This is a genomic window from Haloarchaeobius amylolyticus (assembly GCF_042678045.1).
Lineage (GTDB): Archaea > Halobacteriota > Halobacteria > Halobacteriales > Natrialbaceae > Natrinema > Natrinema amylolyticus_A.
In genome coordinates this window covers 209,725-226,154 of record NZ_JBHUDI010000011.1, presented here as the reverse complement: position 1 = coordinate 226,154, position 16,430 = coordinate 209,725, and the positions used below count along the sequence as shown (strand labels likewise).

16 protein-coding genes are annotated in these 16,430 nt (G+C 62.6%); 8 read left to right on the top strand and 8 right to left on the bottom strand.

The window, feature by feature from the left end:
* Positions 1 to 16: 16 nt before the first annotated feature.
* Complete coding sequence (locus tag ACFR99_RS17195; RefSeq protein WP_390289944.1) at positions 17 to 658, bottom strand: helix-turn-helix domain-containing protein; 642 nt, start codon at positions 656 to 658, stop codon at positions 17 to 19.
* A 376-nt stretch (positions 659 to 1,034) separates the two neighbouring features.
* On the opposite strand from ACFR99_RS17195, the gene ACFR99_RS17190 reads away from it, so the two are divergent.
* The gene (locus ACFR99_RS17190) at positions 1,035 to 1,454 is read left to right on the top strand and encodes a GNAT family N-acetyltransferase (protein WP_390289941.1); all 420 of its coding nucleotides are present in this window, start codon (positions 1,035 to 1,037) and stop codon (positions 1,452 to 1,454) included.
* Between the two features lie 168 nt (positions 1,455 to 1,622).
* Complete coding sequence (locus ACFR99_RS17185; RefSeq protein ID WP_390289938.1) at positions 1,623 to 1,988, top strand: hypothetical protein; 366 nt, start codon at positions 1,623 to 1,625, stop codon at positions 1,986 to 1,988.
* A gap of 22 nt (positions 1,989 to 2,010) precedes the next feature.
* On the opposite strand, the gene ACFR99_RS17180 is transcribed toward ACFR99_RS17185, so the two are convergent.
* The 3 genes from ACFR99_RS17180 to ACFR99_RS17170 form a co-directional block, all read right to left on the bottom strand.
* Positions 2,011 to 3,357, bottom strand: coding sequence for a tryptophanase (locus tag ACFR99_RS17180; RefSeq protein ID WP_390289935.1), 1,347 nt, complete (start codon positions 3,355 to 3,357; stop codon positions 2,011 to 2,013).
* Positions 3,358 to 3,502: 145 nt separating this feature from the next.
* On the bottom strand, positions 3,503 to 3,904 hold the full coding sequence (locus tag ACFR99_RS17175; RefSeq protein WP_390289932.1) for a hypothetical protein: 402 nt from the start codon (positions 3,902 to 3,904) through the stop codon (positions 3,503 to 3,505).
* Positions 3,905 to 4,040: 136 nt separating this feature from the next.
* Entirely contained in the window at positions 4,041 to 5,219 is a 1,179-nt protein-coding gene (locus ACFR99_RS17170; protein ID WP_390289929.1) for an aspartate kinase, read from the bottom strand.
* 254 nt (positions 5,220 to 5,473) lie between these two features.
* Here ACFR99_RS17170 and ACFR99_RS17165 point away from each other — a divergent pair, with 254 nt between their 5' ends.
* Complete coding sequence (locus tag ACFR99_RS17165; protein ID WP_390289926.1) at positions 5,474 to 5,929, top strand: hypothetical protein; 456 nt, start codon at positions 5,474 to 5,476, stop codon at positions 5,927 to 5,929.
* Here the strand turns inward: ACFR99_RS17165 and ACFR99_RS17160 are convergent.
* Both ACFR99_RS17160 and ACFR99_RS17155 read right to left on the bottom strand, forming a co-directional pair.
* Complete coding sequence (locus ACFR99_RS17160; RefSeq protein WP_390289923.1) at positions 5,914 to 6,846, bottom strand: amidohydrolase family protein; 933 nt, start codon at positions 6,844 to 6,846, stop codon at positions 5,914 to 5,916. The genes ACFR99_RS17165 and ACFR99_RS17160 overlap by 16 nt on opposite strands.
* Before the next feature lie 71 nt (positions 6,847 to 6,917).
* The gene (locus tag ACFR99_RS17155; RefSeq protein WP_390289920.1) at positions 6,918 to 8,507 is read right to left on the bottom strand and encodes a DNA-directed DNA polymerase II small subunit; all 1,590 of its coding nucleotides are present in this window, start codon (positions 8,505 to 8,507) and stop codon (positions 6,918 to 6,920) included.
* 174 nt (positions 8,508 to 8,681) lie between these two features.
* Between ACFR99_RS17155 and ACFR99_RS17150 the strand changes: the two genes are divergently transcribed.
* A complete protein-coding gene (locus tag ACFR99_RS17150; RefSeq protein WP_390289918.1) occupies positions 8,682 to 9,557 on the top strand; it encodes a S24/S26 family peptidase in 876 nt (291 codons plus the stop codon).
* A 48-nt stretch (positions 9,558 to 9,605) separates the two neighbouring features.
* Positions 9,606 to 10,556 (top strand): S24/S26 family peptidase, encoded by a 951-nt coding sequence (locus ACFR99_RS17145; RefSeq protein ID WP_390289915.1) that lies wholly within the window; start codon positions 9,606 to 9,608, stop codon positions 10,554 to 10,556.
* A 228-nt stretch (positions 10,557 to 10,784) separates the two neighbouring features.
* On the opposite strand, the gene ACFR99_RS17140 is transcribed toward ACFR99_RS17145, so the two are convergent.
* Complete coding sequence (locus ACFR99_RS17140; protein WP_390289913.1) at positions 10,785 to 12,503, bottom strand: AAA family ATPase; 1,719 nt, start codon at positions 12,501 to 12,503, stop codon at positions 10,785 to 10,787.
* A 343-nt stretch (positions 12,504 to 12,846) separates the two neighbouring features.
* Positions 12,847 to 13,236, bottom strand: a complete 390-nt coding sequence (locus ACFR99_RS17135) for a hypothetical protein (RefSeq protein ID WP_390289911.1) — start codon at positions 13,234 to 13,236, stop codon at positions 12,847 to 12,849.
* A 908-nt stretch (positions 13,237 to 14,144) separates the two neighbouring features.
* On the opposite strand from ACFR99_RS17135, the gene ACFR99_RS17130 reads away from it, so the two are divergent.
* Genes ACFR99_RS17130 through ACFR99_RS17120 form a run of 3 tightly spaced genes read left to right on the top strand, consistent with a single transcriptional unit; the run spans position 14,145 to position 16,092 of the window.
* Complete coding sequence (locus ACFR99_RS17130) at positions 14,145 to 14,783, top strand: Era-like GTP-binding protein (RefSeq protein ID WP_390289908.1); 639 nt, start codon at positions 14,145 to 14,147, stop codon at positions 14,781 to 14,783.
* 5 nt (positions 14,784 to 14,788) lie between these two features.
* Positions 14,789 to 15,190: a DUF2073 domain-containing protein gene (locus tag ACFR99_RS17125; protein WP_390289905.1), complete on the top strand. Its 402-nt coding sequence runs from the start codon at positions 14,789 to 14,791 to the stop codon at positions 15,188 to 15,190.
* Entirely contained in the window at positions 15,190 to 16,092 is a 903-nt protein-coding gene (locus ACFR99_RS17120; RefSeq protein WP_390289902.1) for an OapC/ArvC family zinc-ribbon domain-containing protein, read from the top strand. Before ACFR99_RS17125 ends, ACFR99_RS17120 begins: the two co-directional genes overlap by 1 nt.
* The last annotated feature ends 338 nt before the right edge of the window (positions 16,093 to 16,430 follow it).

Sequence of the window (16,430 nt, the reverse complement as noted above, 5' to 3'; positions counted from 1 at the left end):
TCGTTCGTCACGGTCGTCAGTCCTCGAGAAGCGTCTCGACGAGTTGGCCGGTTCCGCGACGGATGCGTCCGCCGACGGCCGTCGGCGAGATATCGAGGTGATCGGCGAGTTCCTCGAGGGAGGTGTCGCGGGGCTCTTCGAAGTACCCTTCCTCGTGGGCGGTCACCAGCGCGACGCGTTGCTCGTCGGTCAACTCCGGGACGGTCTCGCTGGTCCACGCCTCGTGGCGGAACATCCGGTGGAGTTCGAACGAGATGTTCGACTCCTCACAGCACTCCCACAGCGCCGCGAGCGCTTCGCGATCGGGGAGGTGGAGACGGTTGGTCCAGCCCCGATCAGTGCTCTCCGCTTGCAACAACAGTCCACCGAGTTCGGTCGTCATCGGCGAGATGAGGACGGTCTCCTCGGTATGCTGGAGCCGATAGATGCGCGTCGAGCCGAGATCGTCGACGAGCATCCAGTCTGCAACCGTGTGATCGCGATCGAGGACGTCCTCGAACGTGTCGTTCGCACCCTCGACGAGATAGAAGAACAGTCCGGTCTCTGGATCCGTGGTGGAGTGAGGGACGACCTCGATAGAGACGTTCGGGCAGTCGCGGATCGTCGGCGTCAAGGCGAGATCCGGGTGTGCGACGTCGAGTATTGCAATCAGGCTCACGGGCGTTCACATCGGTGTTTGGTGTCTCACTTCGGAAATCGCGTTCCGATCGATCGTGATTCGACCGACCGTCAGTGGGAAACCGTGATATGTCGGTCCTTGATAACAGATACCACAGAGCACCACTTAACCGTTACCACGCACGCGAAATTCGATCCGAAGACGACATTCAGTTATCGAATCGACACTGGTCGAACTGCGGTAGCCGCCGTCCCGTCTCCGTTCGCGACCACCGTGCTGGACAGCGCCGTCGGCCAGGCCCGCGATGCTTGCCACGAACGCGAGCGCGGTCACGCGTCGCCAGCAGCTCTGCAGTCCTCCGACACCGACCCGCAACCGACGCGTTGTTGACGCACGCCGTCGATGCTCCGAACGAATGTTCGTCCGCACAGCCACCACCGACGACGCCCTCGAGGTCCGGCGCATCCTCGACGCCGCGTTGCTCGAACCCGGCGACGTCGAGGGGCGAATCGACGCTGGCGACGTCTTTGTGGGCGGCGATCGACGCGGTGGATCGGCGCGTGATGGCGACGCCACCGACCGAATCCTCGGAACGGTCGTCCTCGAGCCCCTCGAGCGCAAGTCCGGAGCCCACGTCGGCGCAGTCGGCGTCCGGCGTCGCCATCGGGGACGCGGAATCGGCTCGGCACTGATCGAAACGGCGCTCGAGCGCGAAGGCCGACTCACTGTGCGGTTCGACGACGGCGTCCGCCCGTTCTACGAGCGGCTGGGGTTTTCGATCGAGCCGATCGACGAGCAGCGCTACCGGGGCATCATCACGGTCGACCGCGTCTGATACGGACTCCTGTCATCCGGACCGCTGTCAGTCAGTATCGGCGCACCCGCGACCGTCCTGCGGGTGCACCGGCAACTCGTGACGGCAGCCCGTCTGAGCGCGACTGCCGCCGGGGGCCGTCTCCTGCCGGCGGAACTTTATCAGCGAGAACGTGGTAGCCACTGCCGCATGGCGCTCCAAGGGATGCTCAGCGGCGATCCGTCGAAGAGTTCGAAGGTCTATCTGGCGATCGGTGCCCTCTCACTGGTGAAAGCGATCGCGGTTCGCAACGACCGGGATCGGTTCCGACGCGAGTTGCTCGATGCCGGCCTGTTTCTCGGCGCCGGCCTGGCGCTGCGCCGGTTCAGCAAGATGAAAGCCCAGAAGCGACAGGAACTCGAGTCACAGGTTCCCGACTGGGTGGCCGACGCGATGCGCTCGGAGGCCGCGCGGTCGGGACTGCGTTCGGTCGCGAAGCAACAACTCGGTCGGTCGGAACCAGAACCGGAACCGACACTGCGGGATCGCGCCCGCGGCGTTCTCGCGAGCCTGTAGCGGGGCCGCGTTCGGGTTCGACTTAGGTCGGGCACGGCTCGAGACGCGCCGTGAAATGACGAAGTTCCGGCATCGAGGGATTGGAGACGATCTCGAATCCGGCCACGTCGCGGCGGTCCTCGAGAACGGCTGCGGCGGTCTCGACGACGTGATCGAAGTGCTCGCGGTGATAGGTGCGACGCGGCACCGCGAGCCGGACGAGTTCAGGCCGGTCGGTCTCGGGGAAGGCGAAGCTTCCGAGTTCGACCCCCCGAACCCCGCCTTCGCGGTAGAGTTCACAGACCAGCGCCTGCCCCGGGAACTCGTTGGCAGGCACGTGCGGGAACGCGGCCCCGGCGTCGAGATAGACCGCATGGCCACTCGTCGGGGTGTAGACCGGGATGCCGACCTCTGCGAGCCGTGAGCCGAGGTCGCGGACACTTGCGATCCGGTCCTCGAGATACGACTCCTCGACGGCCTCGCGCAGGCCAACGGCCAGCGCGGCGACGTCGCGGCCGGCCATCCCACCGTAGGTGGGGAAGCCCTCGTAGAGGATCGCGCGCTGTTTGCACTGCTCGAACAGCGACTCGTCGTCGGTCGCGACGAAGCCACCGACGTTCGCCAGCCCGTCTTTCTTGCCGCTCATGACGACCGCGTCGGCGTAGCCGAGTTGCTCGCGAGCCACCTCGGCGACCGTCGCCGACGCGAACTCGGCTTCCCGCTGTGTGACGAAGTAGGCGTTCTCCGCGAATCGGCAGGCGTCGATCACGAACGTCGCGTCGATCTCGTCGGCGAACTCGCGAACGCGACGGGTGTTCGCGACGCTGACCGGCTGGCCCGCCGCGGAGTTGTTCGTGATCGTCTGGATTACGAGTGGCACCCGCTCGGCGCCGACCTCGTCGACGACCGATCGGGCCCGCTCGAGCGAGAGGTTCCCCTTGAACGGCGCGTCCGCGTCGGGGTCGTGTGCCTCCGGGACCGGGCAGTCGACCGGGTCGGCATCCTGGTTCGCGACGTGGGCGCGGGTCGTATCGAAGTGCGTGTTGTTGAGCGCGACGTCGCCTGCCGAGAGCACGGTACCGTAGAGGACGTTCTCCGCGCCGCGTCCCTGGTGGGCCGGCACGACGTGGTCGAACCCCATCACGTCCGCGACGGCTGACTCGAGCCGGTCGAAACTGCGCGACCCCGCGTAGGCCTCGTCACCCCTGATCAGCGCGGCCCACTGGGCGTCGCTCATCGCGCCCGTGCCACTGTCGGTGAGCAGATCGACGAACACCGCTTCGGCGTCGAGGTTGAAGACGTTGTAGCCGGCCGCCTCGAGGGCCCGCTCTCGCTGGTCTCGCGACGGGAGGGTGATCCGCTCGACCATCTTCGATTTGTACGCGACCATATCGATCCCCTCGACGGCCGACCAGTTCAAATCGAGTGAGAAAAACCGGGTGCCGTCGGACCGACTCGACAACCGGGGTGCAACTCCGTCCGCTAGTGGACGGGTTCGTCGGTCGGACGGCTCGAGGAAGCGCGAGCCGACCGGGTCAGCGTCGTACGCCGGCGGTCCCCGCACCAACCCAGCAGAAGTCGGCCGTCTCGGTTCCGGCGTCGGACCCGACCCCGAACGCATCGGATGGAATTCTCGTCTCGGTCGGCCCCGGGCCGACGAGTTCGAGGTTGGACCCGGCGTCGGATCCGTCGTCGCAGTCGCGGTCGTCACGCCGGTCGGTCGCGGCCGTAACCTCGCGTGCGGCCGCCTGAAGGTCCGCGAATACGTCGGCTGCCGTCACGTCGTCGGCGTCGACCGCCTCGTCGGTACTCGGGTCGTGCTCACCGCCACTCGCGAGGAGCGCGTCCGGATCGTCCGCGTCGTGGGCTGCGAGGATCGCGTCCGGATCGGGGTCGATCTCCGCGAAGACCTCCGTTACTGTCGGTTCGGTACTCATGGCTACAGTGTCACCACGCCCACCCTTCGTTACGAACGCGCTACCGCTGGATTACGGGGTGAATACGTTCGTCTCTATGACTGTCACGTCGAGAAATCAGTCTGTAATCGATGGAACTGCGGGCCGAACGGCCCGGTTAGAACAGGTCCTGGGTTAGCTCGAGGGTCTCCTCGCGGTCGTCCCAGTCGACGAACAGCGCGACGCTGGTCGCGCTGGTGATGATGTCGTTGAGCTGGATCCGAGCCTCGGCGAGGGGATTGACGATCTCGCTGATGATCCCCGGCTGGTTGGGGAGTTCGCCGCCGGTGACGCGGACGACGGCGACCGGCGAGTCGACGGTGACACTCGAGAGTTCGTCACGGGCGATGACCTCGCGGTGGAGGATGTTCTCGGCGCGTTCGGCCTCCTCTTCGTCGATGTAGAACGTGACGGTGTCCATCCCGCTGGCGACGGCGTCGATGTTGATCTCGCTCTCGGCGAGTGACTCGGAGAGGTGGTTGAAGATCCCAGGCTGATTGCGGATCGCGCGGCCGGCGACGGTCAGACAGGCCAGCGGTCGCTCGCGCAGGTCGACGAGGTTCTTGAACTCGCCCTCGATGCTGGTACCGCCCGACAGCAGGTCACCGTGCTGGTAGTGGACGACGCGGACATCGAGGCCGCCATCTTTGTACGACAGCGCAGAGGGTGCGACGACTTCGGCTCCGCGGAACGAAAGGTTCCGGAGTTCGTCGACGGAAATCTCGCCGACGTTGCGGGCCCCTTCGACGACGTTCGGGTCGCCGGTCATGACGCCCTCGACGTCGGTGACGATGACGACCTCGTCGGCGTCCATGTACTTGCCCATCATGACTGCCGTGGTGTCGGAGCCACCGCGACCGAGCGTCGTGATCGAGCCGTCAGGTCCCTCCGCGAGGAAGCCAGTGATGACCGGCACGGTCCCGTCCATCTCCGCTGCGACCTCCTGGGCACGACGCTGGGTCTCCTCGACGTCGACCTCGCCGTACTCGTCGGTGACGATAGGCCACTCGTCACTGCCCGGCTCTAAGAAGGTCGCGTCGATCCCGCGGGCCGACAGCGCGGCCTTGAGCATCCGGACCGACGTCCGCTCGCCCATACTGACGATCTGAGCACGGTCGGCTTCGTCAGTCTCGAAGGTGATCTCGTCGAGCAGGTCGTCGGTGGTCGACCCCATCGCGCTAGCGACGACGGCGATCTCGTGGCCGTCCTCGACGGCGGCGGCGACCGAGTCCGCGGCACGGTTGATCCGATCCCCGCTGCCGAGACTCGTTCCGCCGAACTTGGCTACGACGCGCATGCTGCCACCTCACAGACGGCCCACATTGCGATGCTGTGACTCATACTCGAGACGTTACCAGAGCGGGCAGATAACTGTGTCCCATCGTTCCCGTTTTTACCATCCGTCCAATTGTCGACGGTCACGTCTCGAAACCACCGATTGCTCCCCCGTCGATGGCTCGTCCGCTGTCGGAATTTGCACCGAACGCTCACAGCGCTGTGTCAACGGGGCGGGGCAACATTCACTGTTGTGCGCAGCATTACCATACGTCGATGAACGTACGTGACGCACTCGAGGCCGACGCCGACGCGCTCGCGTCGATCGCCGACTCCCCGACGGACGTGATGCGAAACCTCGTCCACGATCGGACGGTTCGCGTCGCCGAGGACGGCACTCACGATCCGAACGCGGATCTCGGTGACACACAGTACGACGGCTCGGATCCGGAGGATCTCCTCGGCTTCATTAGCTTCGACGCGCGCGAAGACACCGTTCATGTCACCCAACTCGACGGAACGAACGACGCCTGCAAGCGCCTGCTGGCCGAACCAGTGCGCTTTGCCGAACGCGAGTCGATGGCCGTCGAAGTACTCGCCGCACAGGACGCCACCGCGATCGAGCGCGCCGCCGACGAACTCGGCTTCGAACGACGTGGCCGCGGCCCGCGATTCGACGGCGCGCCGACGGTGCGGTTTCGACTCGAGCCAGCGAGCTACAGTCCCAACTGACCCGAGTCAGTCTCCGCCGCCGTTTCGAGATCCGGTTCGGACTCGAGCCCGAGATAGTCGATCGCCGTCCGATAGAAGAGATCTCGCATCGTCTCCTGTGGCAGGTCACGAGCGAGGAGGCCGGCCCGCTCGTTGCGATAGGGGTACGGAATGTTCGGGAAGTCAGACCCGTACATGATCGACTCCGAGAGCTCGACGAACGTCTCGTCGGCGATCGAGGACGGATCGAACCCCATCGTCTCCGGGGCCGACGTCGACATCGCGAACGTCGTATCGAGATACACGGAGTCGTGATCACGCGCGAGGTCGAGAAACGCCTCAACCTCGTAGGTCCCCATGTGCGCACAGCAGACGCGAAGCGCCGGATAGGAATCCACTAACTCGGCGAAGGCGTCGAAGCCGACGTAGGAGTTGTCCTCGAACATCGGTGCCGTCCCTCCGTGGTAGGTGATCGGGCGGTCGTACGCCGCGACGACCTCGAGGGCCGGCTCGAGGCGTGAATCCGCAGGTCGACACTCCTGGACCGGGCAGTGAATTTTCAGACCGCGAGCGCCCGCCTCGAACGCGTCTCGGACGACGGCCGCGACGTCTTCATCGTCGGGGTGGACCGTTGCAAACGGGATCAGCATATCCGACGAGGCGGCCTGCTCGCAGAGCCACGTATTGAGTTCTCGCGCGAGGCCGGCCTCGTGGGCGTAGGGAAGCGCGACGTAAGCAGCGACGCCTGCAGCGTGAAGGACGTCTTCGATCGCCGGCCGAGTCACGGGATGGGAAAACTCCCAGTCAGCCTCGGCACTGAGCGAGCGGCGGATCGCGGCGGCGAGCCGTTCGGGAAACAGATGCGTATGGGCATCGATCGCGGGACGAAACGCGGTTTCGGGGGCCTCGGCGGCGGCCCGGTCGTTGGAAGGAGACATATCGGTTGGGGTGGCAGTCGCTAACGCGGTCGCCATGAATAGGTGTACCGCTGGCGGCGATTCGTATCGTCTTAGCTGAACTTCTGGACGGTCACGTCTAACGTATCGAGATCGACGATCGGCGCGAAGCCGGCATCGGGATCGATGTTGACGCTCTTCTGGAAGTCCGTCTGGGCCTGCCAGCAGCCGGAGTTGATCGCCAGGACGTTGTGGTACTTCCCGAAGCCGAGTTTGTGGACGTGACCGGTGTGGAAGATGTCGGGAACCTCCTCCATCACGAGGTAGTCTCTCTCCTCCGGAGCCAGCCGCGTGTGGCCACCGAACTGGGGCGCGACGTGGCGCTTCTTGAGGAGGTGGTACATCGCCTTGTGCGGGTCGTCGTAGCTGGCCTTTTCCTCGGGGAGTTCCGCGATGACTTCGTCCAGCGAGACGCCGTGGTACATCAGCACGGAGACACCCTCGAGGGTCACTGTCGATGGATTGCTCACGATCTGGGGGTCGTGGGCGGACATGATCTCCCGAAGTTCTTCGTCGAATCCCGGCTGGGGTTCGGCGAGTCGCACGGCATCGTGGTTGCCGGGGATCATGACGATCTCGATGTCGCCCGGCACTTTCTTCAGGTGTTCGCTGAAGGCCTCGTACTGCTCGTAGATGTCGACGATGTCGAGTTCCTCGTCCTGATCGGGGTAGACGCCGACGCCTTCGACCATATCGCCAGCTAACAGCATGTACTCGACGTGCTGGGCCTGGTCGGTGTGAAGCCAGTCGGCGAAGGCGTTCCAGGCGTCTTCCATGAACTCCTGGCTGCCGACGTGGACGTCACTGATCAGCGCCGCCTGGACGTGGCGATCGGCCGTCGAGGGCTCGTACGTGCGGGGGACGTCGGGGAAATACATCGAGTCGACAAACGCGATCCCCGAGTCGTCCGCCAGCGTTCCCTCCATCGCCAGCACCTCATCACAGAGCAACTCGTCGACGAGGTCGACGTACTCGCGGTCTTTCATCACGAGCCAGGGAAAGGTCCCGGTCGCGTCCTCGAGTTCGATCAGCCAGTGACCGCTGGCGGTCGAGCGGATATCGTTGACGAGCCCGACCATCGCGGCCTCGCTGCCGCCGGGCATCTCCTGAATGGCTGTCGCCGGCCGGTGATTCACGCGGCTTCGCAGTTTCCCGCCGAGCCGATCGAGCCGGTCCCGGAAGACGGAGACGAAGTCCTCGTACTCGCCGGTCCCCGTGCTCTCGCCAGTCATATCACCAGTGATCTCGAGCGAACGGAGCGCGGGATCGGCGGATCGCTCGGCTGTCGCGGGGCCCGTGGATCGACCGATCGAAGAAGACCCCTCCGTTTCGACTGGAGACTGATCGGTCGGATCAGAGTCCACAGTCTCGGACGTTCCAGTTGAAACAGAGGGGGTCGGTTCGGCCGGTTCACTGGCCGGGCTATCGGATCGAGTCGTCCCGCCAGCGTCGGTCGTCGCAAGCGCCGCTTCCACGTGATCCACCCGGACGACCAGCGCATCGTCTGGGACTTCCTCGAGAACGCGCTCGAGAGCCGCGTTCGGGTTCTCGGCCGCCGTAAGCCGCGTTACCGCCTCGCGCTCGGCGTTGTAGCCGCGGCTCGTGAGTTCACTGACGAGTCGGGCGGCGGCCTCGAGTGGCACACACTTCGCATTCGTGAGGGGCCCAAAAAGGATAGCGGATCAGCGATCGCATCGCCACGTGCCATCGACTCGCAGAGACGGGCAGGTACGGCGGAAGCACCGAGAAACGACGGGAGCCAACTGAAACCGAGAGTGCCGGAAGGTTGATACCGGGGTCGGCGAAATCGAACGACAATGGACGGTCCCGACGTCAGCGAACGGAGCCGCAACCGATCCGGCCCTCGAGACGACGCCGAATCGGAGATGGATCCGGCGTCGGATCGCAGTCGCCATCAGCGGACGGCCGCTTCGCGAGCGACGACGAGTCGCGGCGACGGGGTGACGATCGACGACGGGCTCGTCCGCTGGCTCCTCGAGACCGACGATCGAATGGGCACCACGATACGAGATCTCGCGACGATTATCGCGATCATCGCGATCGCGGGAAGCCTCCTGTTCGGGGTTAGCGGGACCTGGCCGCCCCTGGTCGCCGTCGAGAGCGGCAGTATGGACCCGCACATCGAGCAAGGCGACCTCGTCTTCGTCGTCGATTCGGGACGGTTCGTCGGCGACGGCGCCGTCGCCGGAACGGACGTCGTCACCGCCCAGCGCGGCCACGCACGCGGCTACGCCAAGTTCGACAATCCCGGCGACGTCGTCATCTTCCTGCCGAACGGCGATCCGACGAAGACGCCGACCATCCACCGCGCCCAGTTCTGGGTCGACGAGGGCGAACGCTGGGTCGAAACGAAGGCCGATCCAGCGTATATGCACGGTGTGACCTGTGCCGAGATCGCGTCGTGTCCAGCGCCCCATGACGGATTTATCACGAAAGGCGACGCCAATCCGGCCTACGATCAGGTACCGCAGTCGGGTGCGGAGACGACCGTCGTCAGTGACGAGTGGATCATCGGCAAGGCGCTGGTGCGGGTTCCGTGGATCGGACAGGTCCGACTGGCGATCGATTCGGTCCGCTCGGTTGTCGGAACCGGGCCGATCGTCGTTGCCACTGTCGGTAGCGTGATCGCGCTCATCTGGTACGGGTCGGCCGCGGATACACACGATCGATAGCCTGTGCGAACAGAAGGTTGATTTTCGCGCCCGGTGAAACGGGTGACGATGAGCGGCTCTAGTCCCGGAACGCCTCCTGGCGATTCCGGCAACGACGACCGCGCGGGGTCAGAAGAAGACACCGGCGCCCCCCAGACGCCATCCCCGGACCCGTCACGGACCGCGTCCGATTCCGACGGCGTGACGATCGAAGACGACGGACTTGTCCGCTGGTTTCTCAAATCCAACGACGAGAACGTGACGGTGGCACGGGACGTCTTGAGCAGCGTCGCTATCGTCGCCGTCGTCGCCATCCTGTTGTTCGGGGTCAGCGGAATCTGGCCGCCCCTGGTCGCCGTCGAAAGCGGGAGTATGGAGCCGAACATGCACCGCGGCGATCTCATCTTCGTCGTCGACGAGGGGCGGTTCGCCGGTGACGACACGGCCGCGGATACCGGCGTCGTCACACTCGAGCGCGGTCAGGCGAACGACTACACCAAGTTCGGCAATCCCGGCGACGTCATCGTCTTCAGACCGAACGGCAACCCGGCGAAGACACCGGTGATCCATCGCGCCCACTTCTGGGTCGACGACGGCGAACGCTGGGTCGAGACGAAAGGCAGCGAGGCGATCGTCGGCGACGCGACCTGTCGCGAAGTCCCGAACTGTCCCGCACCACACGCCGGCTTCGTCACGAAAGGAGACAACAATCCCGGCTACGATCAAACCGGTGGCGGTGCCGATACCACCGTCGTCAAACCCGAGTGGGTCACCGGCAAAGCACAGTACCGGATCCCGTGGCTCGGCCACGTTCGACTGACCGTCGACAGACTCTTCGGGGGCATGGTCGTGCCGTCGTCACCCGCGAGCACGCTGGACACACAGCTCGCACACCCCGACCCGACGACGGCGACACCGGCCGGTCCAGCCGCCGGACTCGAGTCGAGCGAAGAACTCGCTGGTGTCGCCGGGCTCGCCGGCGGCGGCATCGCACTGGCCGCGGGTCGGTATCGGTCCTGAGTTGCGACGCCGGATGGTGGCACATCGCCATCCCATTCCCATCGTTCACTGATTCTCGAGTCGAAATTGAGGGGAACGGCATAGCACAAGTCGTGCTGGCGGAAGCCAGGTCGAAACGTTCCTGCGTCCTCGAGACCGAAGTAGTCCGGCGGTCGGTGCCGAGAACAAACACGACCGCAATGTCGGGAGACGATCGACTCGTCAGTTCTTCGGGAGACGATTGACTCGTCAGTTCTCGAATCGGGCCTGGATGAACGGCTGGACGTCGTCGATGTCACTCAACCGAGAATCGCTCAGTAACACGGCCTCCGTCTCTTCGAGTGGTACGGAGAGGCTGATCTCTTTGGTCCGGCCGTATCGCCCCTTCGAGACGACGACGGCGTTGACGATGCCGAGCATGTCGAGTTCACTGATGAGATCTGTCACCCGGCGCTGGGTCAGAACGTCGGCGTCGATCTCCTCACAGAGTCGCTTGTAGATGTTGAATACCTCGCCCGTGTTGATGCTGTGGACGCCGTTTTTCTCGAGCAGAATAATCGCGAAGAGGACGAGTTTGCTCTGGGTCGGGAGGGTGCGGACGACCTCGACGACGCGGTCGAGTTCGATCTTGTCCTGCGCTTGTCGAACGTGTTCCTCGACGATCGTCTCGGCCTGGGATCGCTCGGCCAGCTCGCCGGCGGTCCGAAGCAGATCCAGTGCGCGCCGTGCGTCGCCGTGTTCCTGTGCGGCGAACGCTGCACACAGCGGGATCACGTCCTCCGAGAGCGCGCCATCCTTAAACGCGACGTTCGACCGGTGCTCGAGGATGTCCCGCAACTGGTTCGCGTCGTACGGCGGGAAGACGATCTCCTCTTCACCGAGCGAGGATTTGACGCGCGGGTCGAGGAAATCGGTGAACTTGAGGTCGTTACTGATGCCGATGATCGAGACCCGCGAGTTCTCGAGTTCGGAGTTCATCCGCGAGAGGTTATAGAGCGTATCGTCGCCGCTTTTCTCGACGAGTTTGTCGATCTCGTCTAACATGATGACGACGACCCGCTCGTCGTAGTCGACGGCGTCGAAGAAGACGCTGTAGACGCGATCGGTCGGCCACCCGGTCATCGGGACCTCCTCGAAGGACTCCCTGTCGGTCTCGAGGTCGTCGATGCGCGCTTCGACCGCCTCGCGGCTCTCGAACGGCGTCGACGCGAGGGGATGGTCCGGCGGGAGCGCGGCCTGCTCGGCCTCGGTAGCGGATGCTGGCGCAGTAGCGTCCGGGGACCCCCCTGCTTCAGGTGGAGAATCGCCCGATTCGGGCGCGATACTGTCTCCAGACGAACTGTCGGTGTCGCGTTCCGTCGCGTCCTCGGCCGCGAACTCGAACGGGTTCGATGCCGTTTGCTCGTCGGCCCGTTTGGAGGCCTCCGGCTCGTGTACGTCGACGGTCGCGTCGTACTCGTCGACGGCCTCGAGCAGCGACTCGAGGGTTGCGAGTTGCTCATCGATTCGTTCTTCGTTCTTCTCGATGAACTTGTTCGCCAACTGTGCGAGCACGCGATACTGGGTATCGGTCACCTCGCAGTTGATGTACTCGACGTCACACGGGACGCTGTACTTCTGGGACGTGCTCTCGAGTTCCTTGCTGACGAATTTCGCGCTCGCGGTTTTGCCGGTGCCGGTTTTGCCGTAGATAAGGATGTTCGACGGCGTTTCACCCCGAAGGGCGGCCACGAGGATGGTCGCCATCTTGTTGATCTGGTCGCTCCGATGGGGAAGTTCGTGTGGCGTATAGGATGGACGGAGAACTTCCTTGTTCTCGAAGATGGGCTCACCGCTGAGGAGATCGTCGAACAATCCCTGATTCGACTCATCGGTGCCGAGATCAGTGTTCTCGAAGTTCGTCGAGAACCCACTCGTTCTGTCGATTTCAACCTCGTCCGAATCCGCGGTTTCTGAGTCGTCTGACATCCGTCGTACACAGGCCCCCTTATTTCGTGTGGAGTGTCGAGCCGGGAATCAGGAATATCATGGTATGATGGTCTCCGTCGGAAGATCCACGATTTCAGATACCCGATTCGAGTCCAGTTGATGCAAACGAAACAGAGGAAAACCACGGTAATAAATTCTTCCGTTCCCTTCATCTCGTGCTGGAACGACGACCGGAGAGCTGTGTCGTCCAAAGTCAGTTCGAGAAGTGAACTATAGCAGTAGATAGTAGCATGATTTCTTTATTCAGAATCCTGCCTGAAACTGAACCGGGCAGTTCGGTTCGATCACTACACATGTCTACTTGTCAGGAAAGGGGAATTCTTTACCCCTCTTGAATCAAAATATCTTGTTGAAGTGTCGGCTCATACCAAATATCTGCTTTTAACGCAATCTTCCCTAACTCACTGGTTGAAGCTGGCCATGGAAACCTTCGTTCCTCGGCTGAATCTATTTTGAGATATATACGGGACGGTGTATCTTCTACTGGAACGTTTTCGTTGGCTGTCTCGCCCTCCATCTCAAACGTCTCTTCTTGGAAATACCCATCCAAGTCATTTCCAATTCGAATTCTGAACGAATAAGGGTCCCGTGAGCCATTATGTATTCCAAACTCGTAGTTCCGCTCCCGGTCACTGGCTATCCTACTTGAACAGCCCGCAGAGAAAACTGTAAGAGCAGTCCCTATCGCAGCAAGAACGGAACGTCTTTTCATGTTTTTATTCATTTACGAGGTATTAAACAATTTGGGGTGCGGTACGACTTCATTAACTGATACATGCATTCCCTATACTGAACGCGAGTTCCACGAGTTACTCTGAATAAAGAAACCGTATTACCAGAATGTGTTACGCGCGGACGAGCGTGTAGGGTGACGGACGAGCGTGTACTGATGAGGACAGCAATTGATTGGAGATGTATTGAGTCGCCCGATAGTTTGGGGGAGTATGTGATTGGAGGGCCGATGGTTCGGGAGTACTATCTGATGATGTTGATGGAATTGTGGTGACTTTGTGACGGTCAGACTGGAGAGGGTGTAGTTAGCAGCCACCATACACCACCCCCCCACCCCTTCGTTTCAGGTGGAACGGCTCAGAGGAGGGGAGGGGGTGAGAGAGGTTTCTATAAGAGGAAGTTTTATGACGGTCGGCCAGAAACAGGAACCGTAGAACTAGCAGAACAGAAAATAGTACTAGAGAGTTGTTCTTTATTACTAGACTTCACTAGAATCTTTTCTCAGCAATACTGATACTAGTAGATAGACGAATTTGTTACTAGAATCATTCTTAGCATCCAATTTGGCCATTTTTCTGCCGTAGAACCTGTCTCGAGTGGAAATGAGGGGGCTACTGCTTCAGTTCGGCCACTCATCGACCCACGCTCTCGTTGCTCTCCAATTGAAACGAAGGGGTGGGGGGCTCTCATCGTGCTCGTTTCTCCCACCCGGCCTAACGACTATCATGTATGACTATCTCACTCAATGTACCCCAGCGCGTCCGACGGCTCCGTCCCATACGTTGACAACTGTTCCTGTCCGGAGTGTCAACATGTCTGACGTAGGCTTAAGTGAGTTCGCTTAGTAGTACGCGCAGATGCACCCCGCGGTGCTGGAGGGCCCAACAGATGGGACTGTTCACAGAACTCAAAGATAGTATCTCTCGGGTGACGGATCGCCTGTTTTCGGAACAGGAGCCCAAACGAATCGGTATCTACGGTCCACCGAACGCCGGCAAGACCACGCTCGCAAACCGCATCGCACGCGACTGGACGGGTGACGCCGTCGGTGCGGAGAGTCACATCCCCCACGAGACGCGTCGCGCACGCCGAAAAGAAAACGTCGAAATCGAACGCAACGGCAAGACGGTGACGATCGACATCGTCGACACGCCCGGTGTGACGACGAAGGTCGACTACGAGGAGTTCACCGACGAACTCGACGAAGAGGATGCGATTCGTCGCTCCCGTGAAGCGACCGAAGGCGTCGCCGAGGCGATGCACTGGCTGCGCGAAGACGTCGACGGCGTCATCTACGTGCTGGATAGCGCCGAAGACCCGATCACGCAGGTCAACACGATGTTGATCGGCATCATCGAATCCCGCGACCTTCCCGTTCTCATCTTCGCGAACAAGACCGACCTCGAGGACTCGAGCGTCAAGCGGATCGAGGACGCCTTCCCACAGCACACGACCGTGCCGCTCTCCGCGAAGGAAGGCGACAACATGGACGAAGTGTACGACAAGATCGCGGAGTACTTCGGGTGATATCGATGCCGAAGGCAACCAACGCAGACGACTCGGAGCCGTCCGACGGTGTACAGATCGACCTGATCAGCGGTGAGCGCATGGACGGGATGGCTACGATGGAAAAGATCAGGATGATCTTGGACGGCGTCCACGACGGCAACATCGTCGTCTTAGAGGAGGGGCTGACCCCGGATGAGGAGAGCCGACTCATCGAAGTGACGATGGCCGAAATCAGCCCCGACGAGTTCAACGGGATCGAGATCGAGACCTATCCCAAATCCGAGACCCGCGACTCGTCGCTGCTCGGTCGTATCATGGGCAGCGATAAAGCGGAGACGAAACTGACGGTGATCGGGCCGGCCAACCAGATCGAGACGCTCCACAAGGACGAAACGCTCATCAGCGCGCTCGTGTCCCGTAACTAATGCCACATCAGTGTACGAACTGCGGCCGGACGTTCGCCGATGGCTCCAAGGAGATGCTGTCGGGCTGTCCCGACTGCGGCGGGAACAAGTTCCAGTTTGCCCCCGCGAGCGCCGCTGAATCGGTCGGCGAGGACGACGGCTCGGAATCGGTCGAGCCCACGTCGGGGTCCGACTCGGGAGGGATCACGACGCGTGCCACCGAAACGGTTCGCGAGTGGGTCTCGAGCGACACATCGGACACGTCGGCGGATGCGGGCCGGGGGGACGCCGAGCTCGCCGCCAGTTCCGATTCCCGTGACTCGGGCATGGCACCGGCGTCGGATCGGTCTTGGCCCACAACTGACGAGCCGACCGCCACCGAGTCCGACGCCGCAGCCGACGAGACGGTGACCGAGTGGCCGGACACGGCGCGGCGACCCGAGGACCGAACCGGCACGGTGACCGAGACGAGCGACGAGTCCGACGAGAGCGAGCCGCCGTCCCAGCGACCAGACAGGTCAACCACGACGTTTGCGGACGATGAGAATTCGGCACAGGCCGACGCCCGCAGCGAAGTCGTTCCTGCGGACGACCTGCCGGCTCACAGCGATGTCCCCTCCGGTTCCGACCCCCGCGACGGCGGCGATACAGGTGACACGACCGCTGGCTCGACTCCCGGCGACGATCAGCCGCCGGAACACGGTCGCGTCGTCAGCGAACCGAGCGGGGACCAGCCCTCGATCGAAGACCTTCGGAAAGAGCTCAACGAACAGTTCGAGAGCATCAAGATCGTCCGACCGGGCCAGTACGAACTCAATCTGATGGAACTCTACAACCGCGACGAGTACATCATCTCCCTGCAGGAAGACGGTCGATACGTCATCGACGTCCCCGATTCCTGGCGCGACGGCGACGACGAGTAAGCGACACGGGTCTCGATATCGGTAGTCGGCACAGCCGACTGGTCGTTCTCACGCTCGAGCCCTTTCACCGCTCTCGTTCCCGTTCCGATCGCTCTCGGATGCCATCCCGCCGTCTTTCTGCTCGGTTCGTCCCATGCTGTCCGCGAGAATACACCGGACCGTTTCGACTGCAACCCTGAGAATCTTCCCTGCAGCTCCCGTTACGATGGCAGATCGAACTCCACCTGAAATAATCGTTGCGAGCCGCTGGTGGTCGTGCAGCGTGCCCGCTCGAGCCACCGTAATTCGACCGGCACACGGGGACGAGTCCGGTCGAGACGGCGGACGGAGACAGATGG

Excerpts from the sequence above, each read along its gene's own strand:
- ACFR99_RS17190 (WP_390289941.1), top strand. The coding sequence starts at position 1,035 with ATGTTCGTCCGCACAGCCACCACCGACGACGCCCTCGAGGTCCGGCGC.
- ACFR99_RS17185 (WP_390289938.1), top strand. The coding sequence starts at position 1,623 with ATGGCGCTCCAAGGGATGCTCAGCGGCGATCCGTCGAAGAGTTCGAAG.
- ACFR99_RS17180 (WP_390289935.1), bottom strand. The coding sequence starts at position 3,357 with ATGGTCGCGTACAAATCGAAGATGGTCGAGCGGATCACCCTCCCGTCG.
- ACFR99_RS17175 (WP_390289932.1), bottom strand. The coding sequence starts at position 3,904 with ATGAGTACCGAACCGACAGTAACGGAGGTCTTCGCGGAGATCGACCCC.
- ACFR99_RS17170 (WP_390289929.1), bottom strand. The coding sequence starts at position 5,219 with ATGCGCGTCGTAGCCAAGTTCGGCGGAACGAGTCTCGGCAGCGGGGAT.
- ACFR99_RS17165 (WP_390289926.1), top strand. The coding sequence starts at position 5,474 with ATGAACGTACGTGACGCACTCGAGGCCGACGCCGACGCGCTCGCGTCG.
- ACFR99_RS17160 (WP_390289923.1), bottom strand. The coding sequence starts at position 6,846 with ATGTCTCCTTCCAACGACCGGGCCGCCGCCGAGGCCCCCGAAACCGCG.
- ACFR99_RS17150 (WP_390289918.1), top strand. The coding sequence starts at position 8,682 with ATGGACGGTCCCGACGTCAGCGAACGGAGCCGCAACCGATCCGGCCCT.
- ACFR99_RS17145 (WP_390289915.1), top strand. The coding sequence starts at position 9,606 with ATGAGCGGCTCTAGTCCCGGAACGCCTCCTGGCGATTCCGGCAACGAC.
- ACFR99_RS17140 (WP_390289913.1), bottom strand. The coding sequence starts at position 12,503 with ATGTCAGACGACTCAGAAACCGCGGATTCGGACGAGGTTGAAATCGAC.
- ACFR99_RS17135 (WP_390289911.1), bottom strand. The coding sequence starts at position 13,236 with ATGAAAAGACGTTCCGTTCTTGCTGCGATAGGGACTGCTCTTACAGTT.
- ACFR99_RS17130 (WP_390289908.1), top strand. The coding sequence starts at position 14,145 with ATGGGACTGTTCACAGAACTCAAAGATAGTATCTCTCGGGTGACGGAT.
- ACFR99_RS17125 (WP_390289905.1), top strand. The coding sequence starts at position 14,789 with ATGCCGAAGGCAACCAACGCAGACGACTCGGAGCCGTCCGACGGTGTA.
- ACFR99_RS17120 (WP_390289902.1), top strand. The coding sequence starts at position 15,190 with ATGCCACATCAGTGTACGAACTGCGGCCGGACGTTCGCCGATGGCTCC.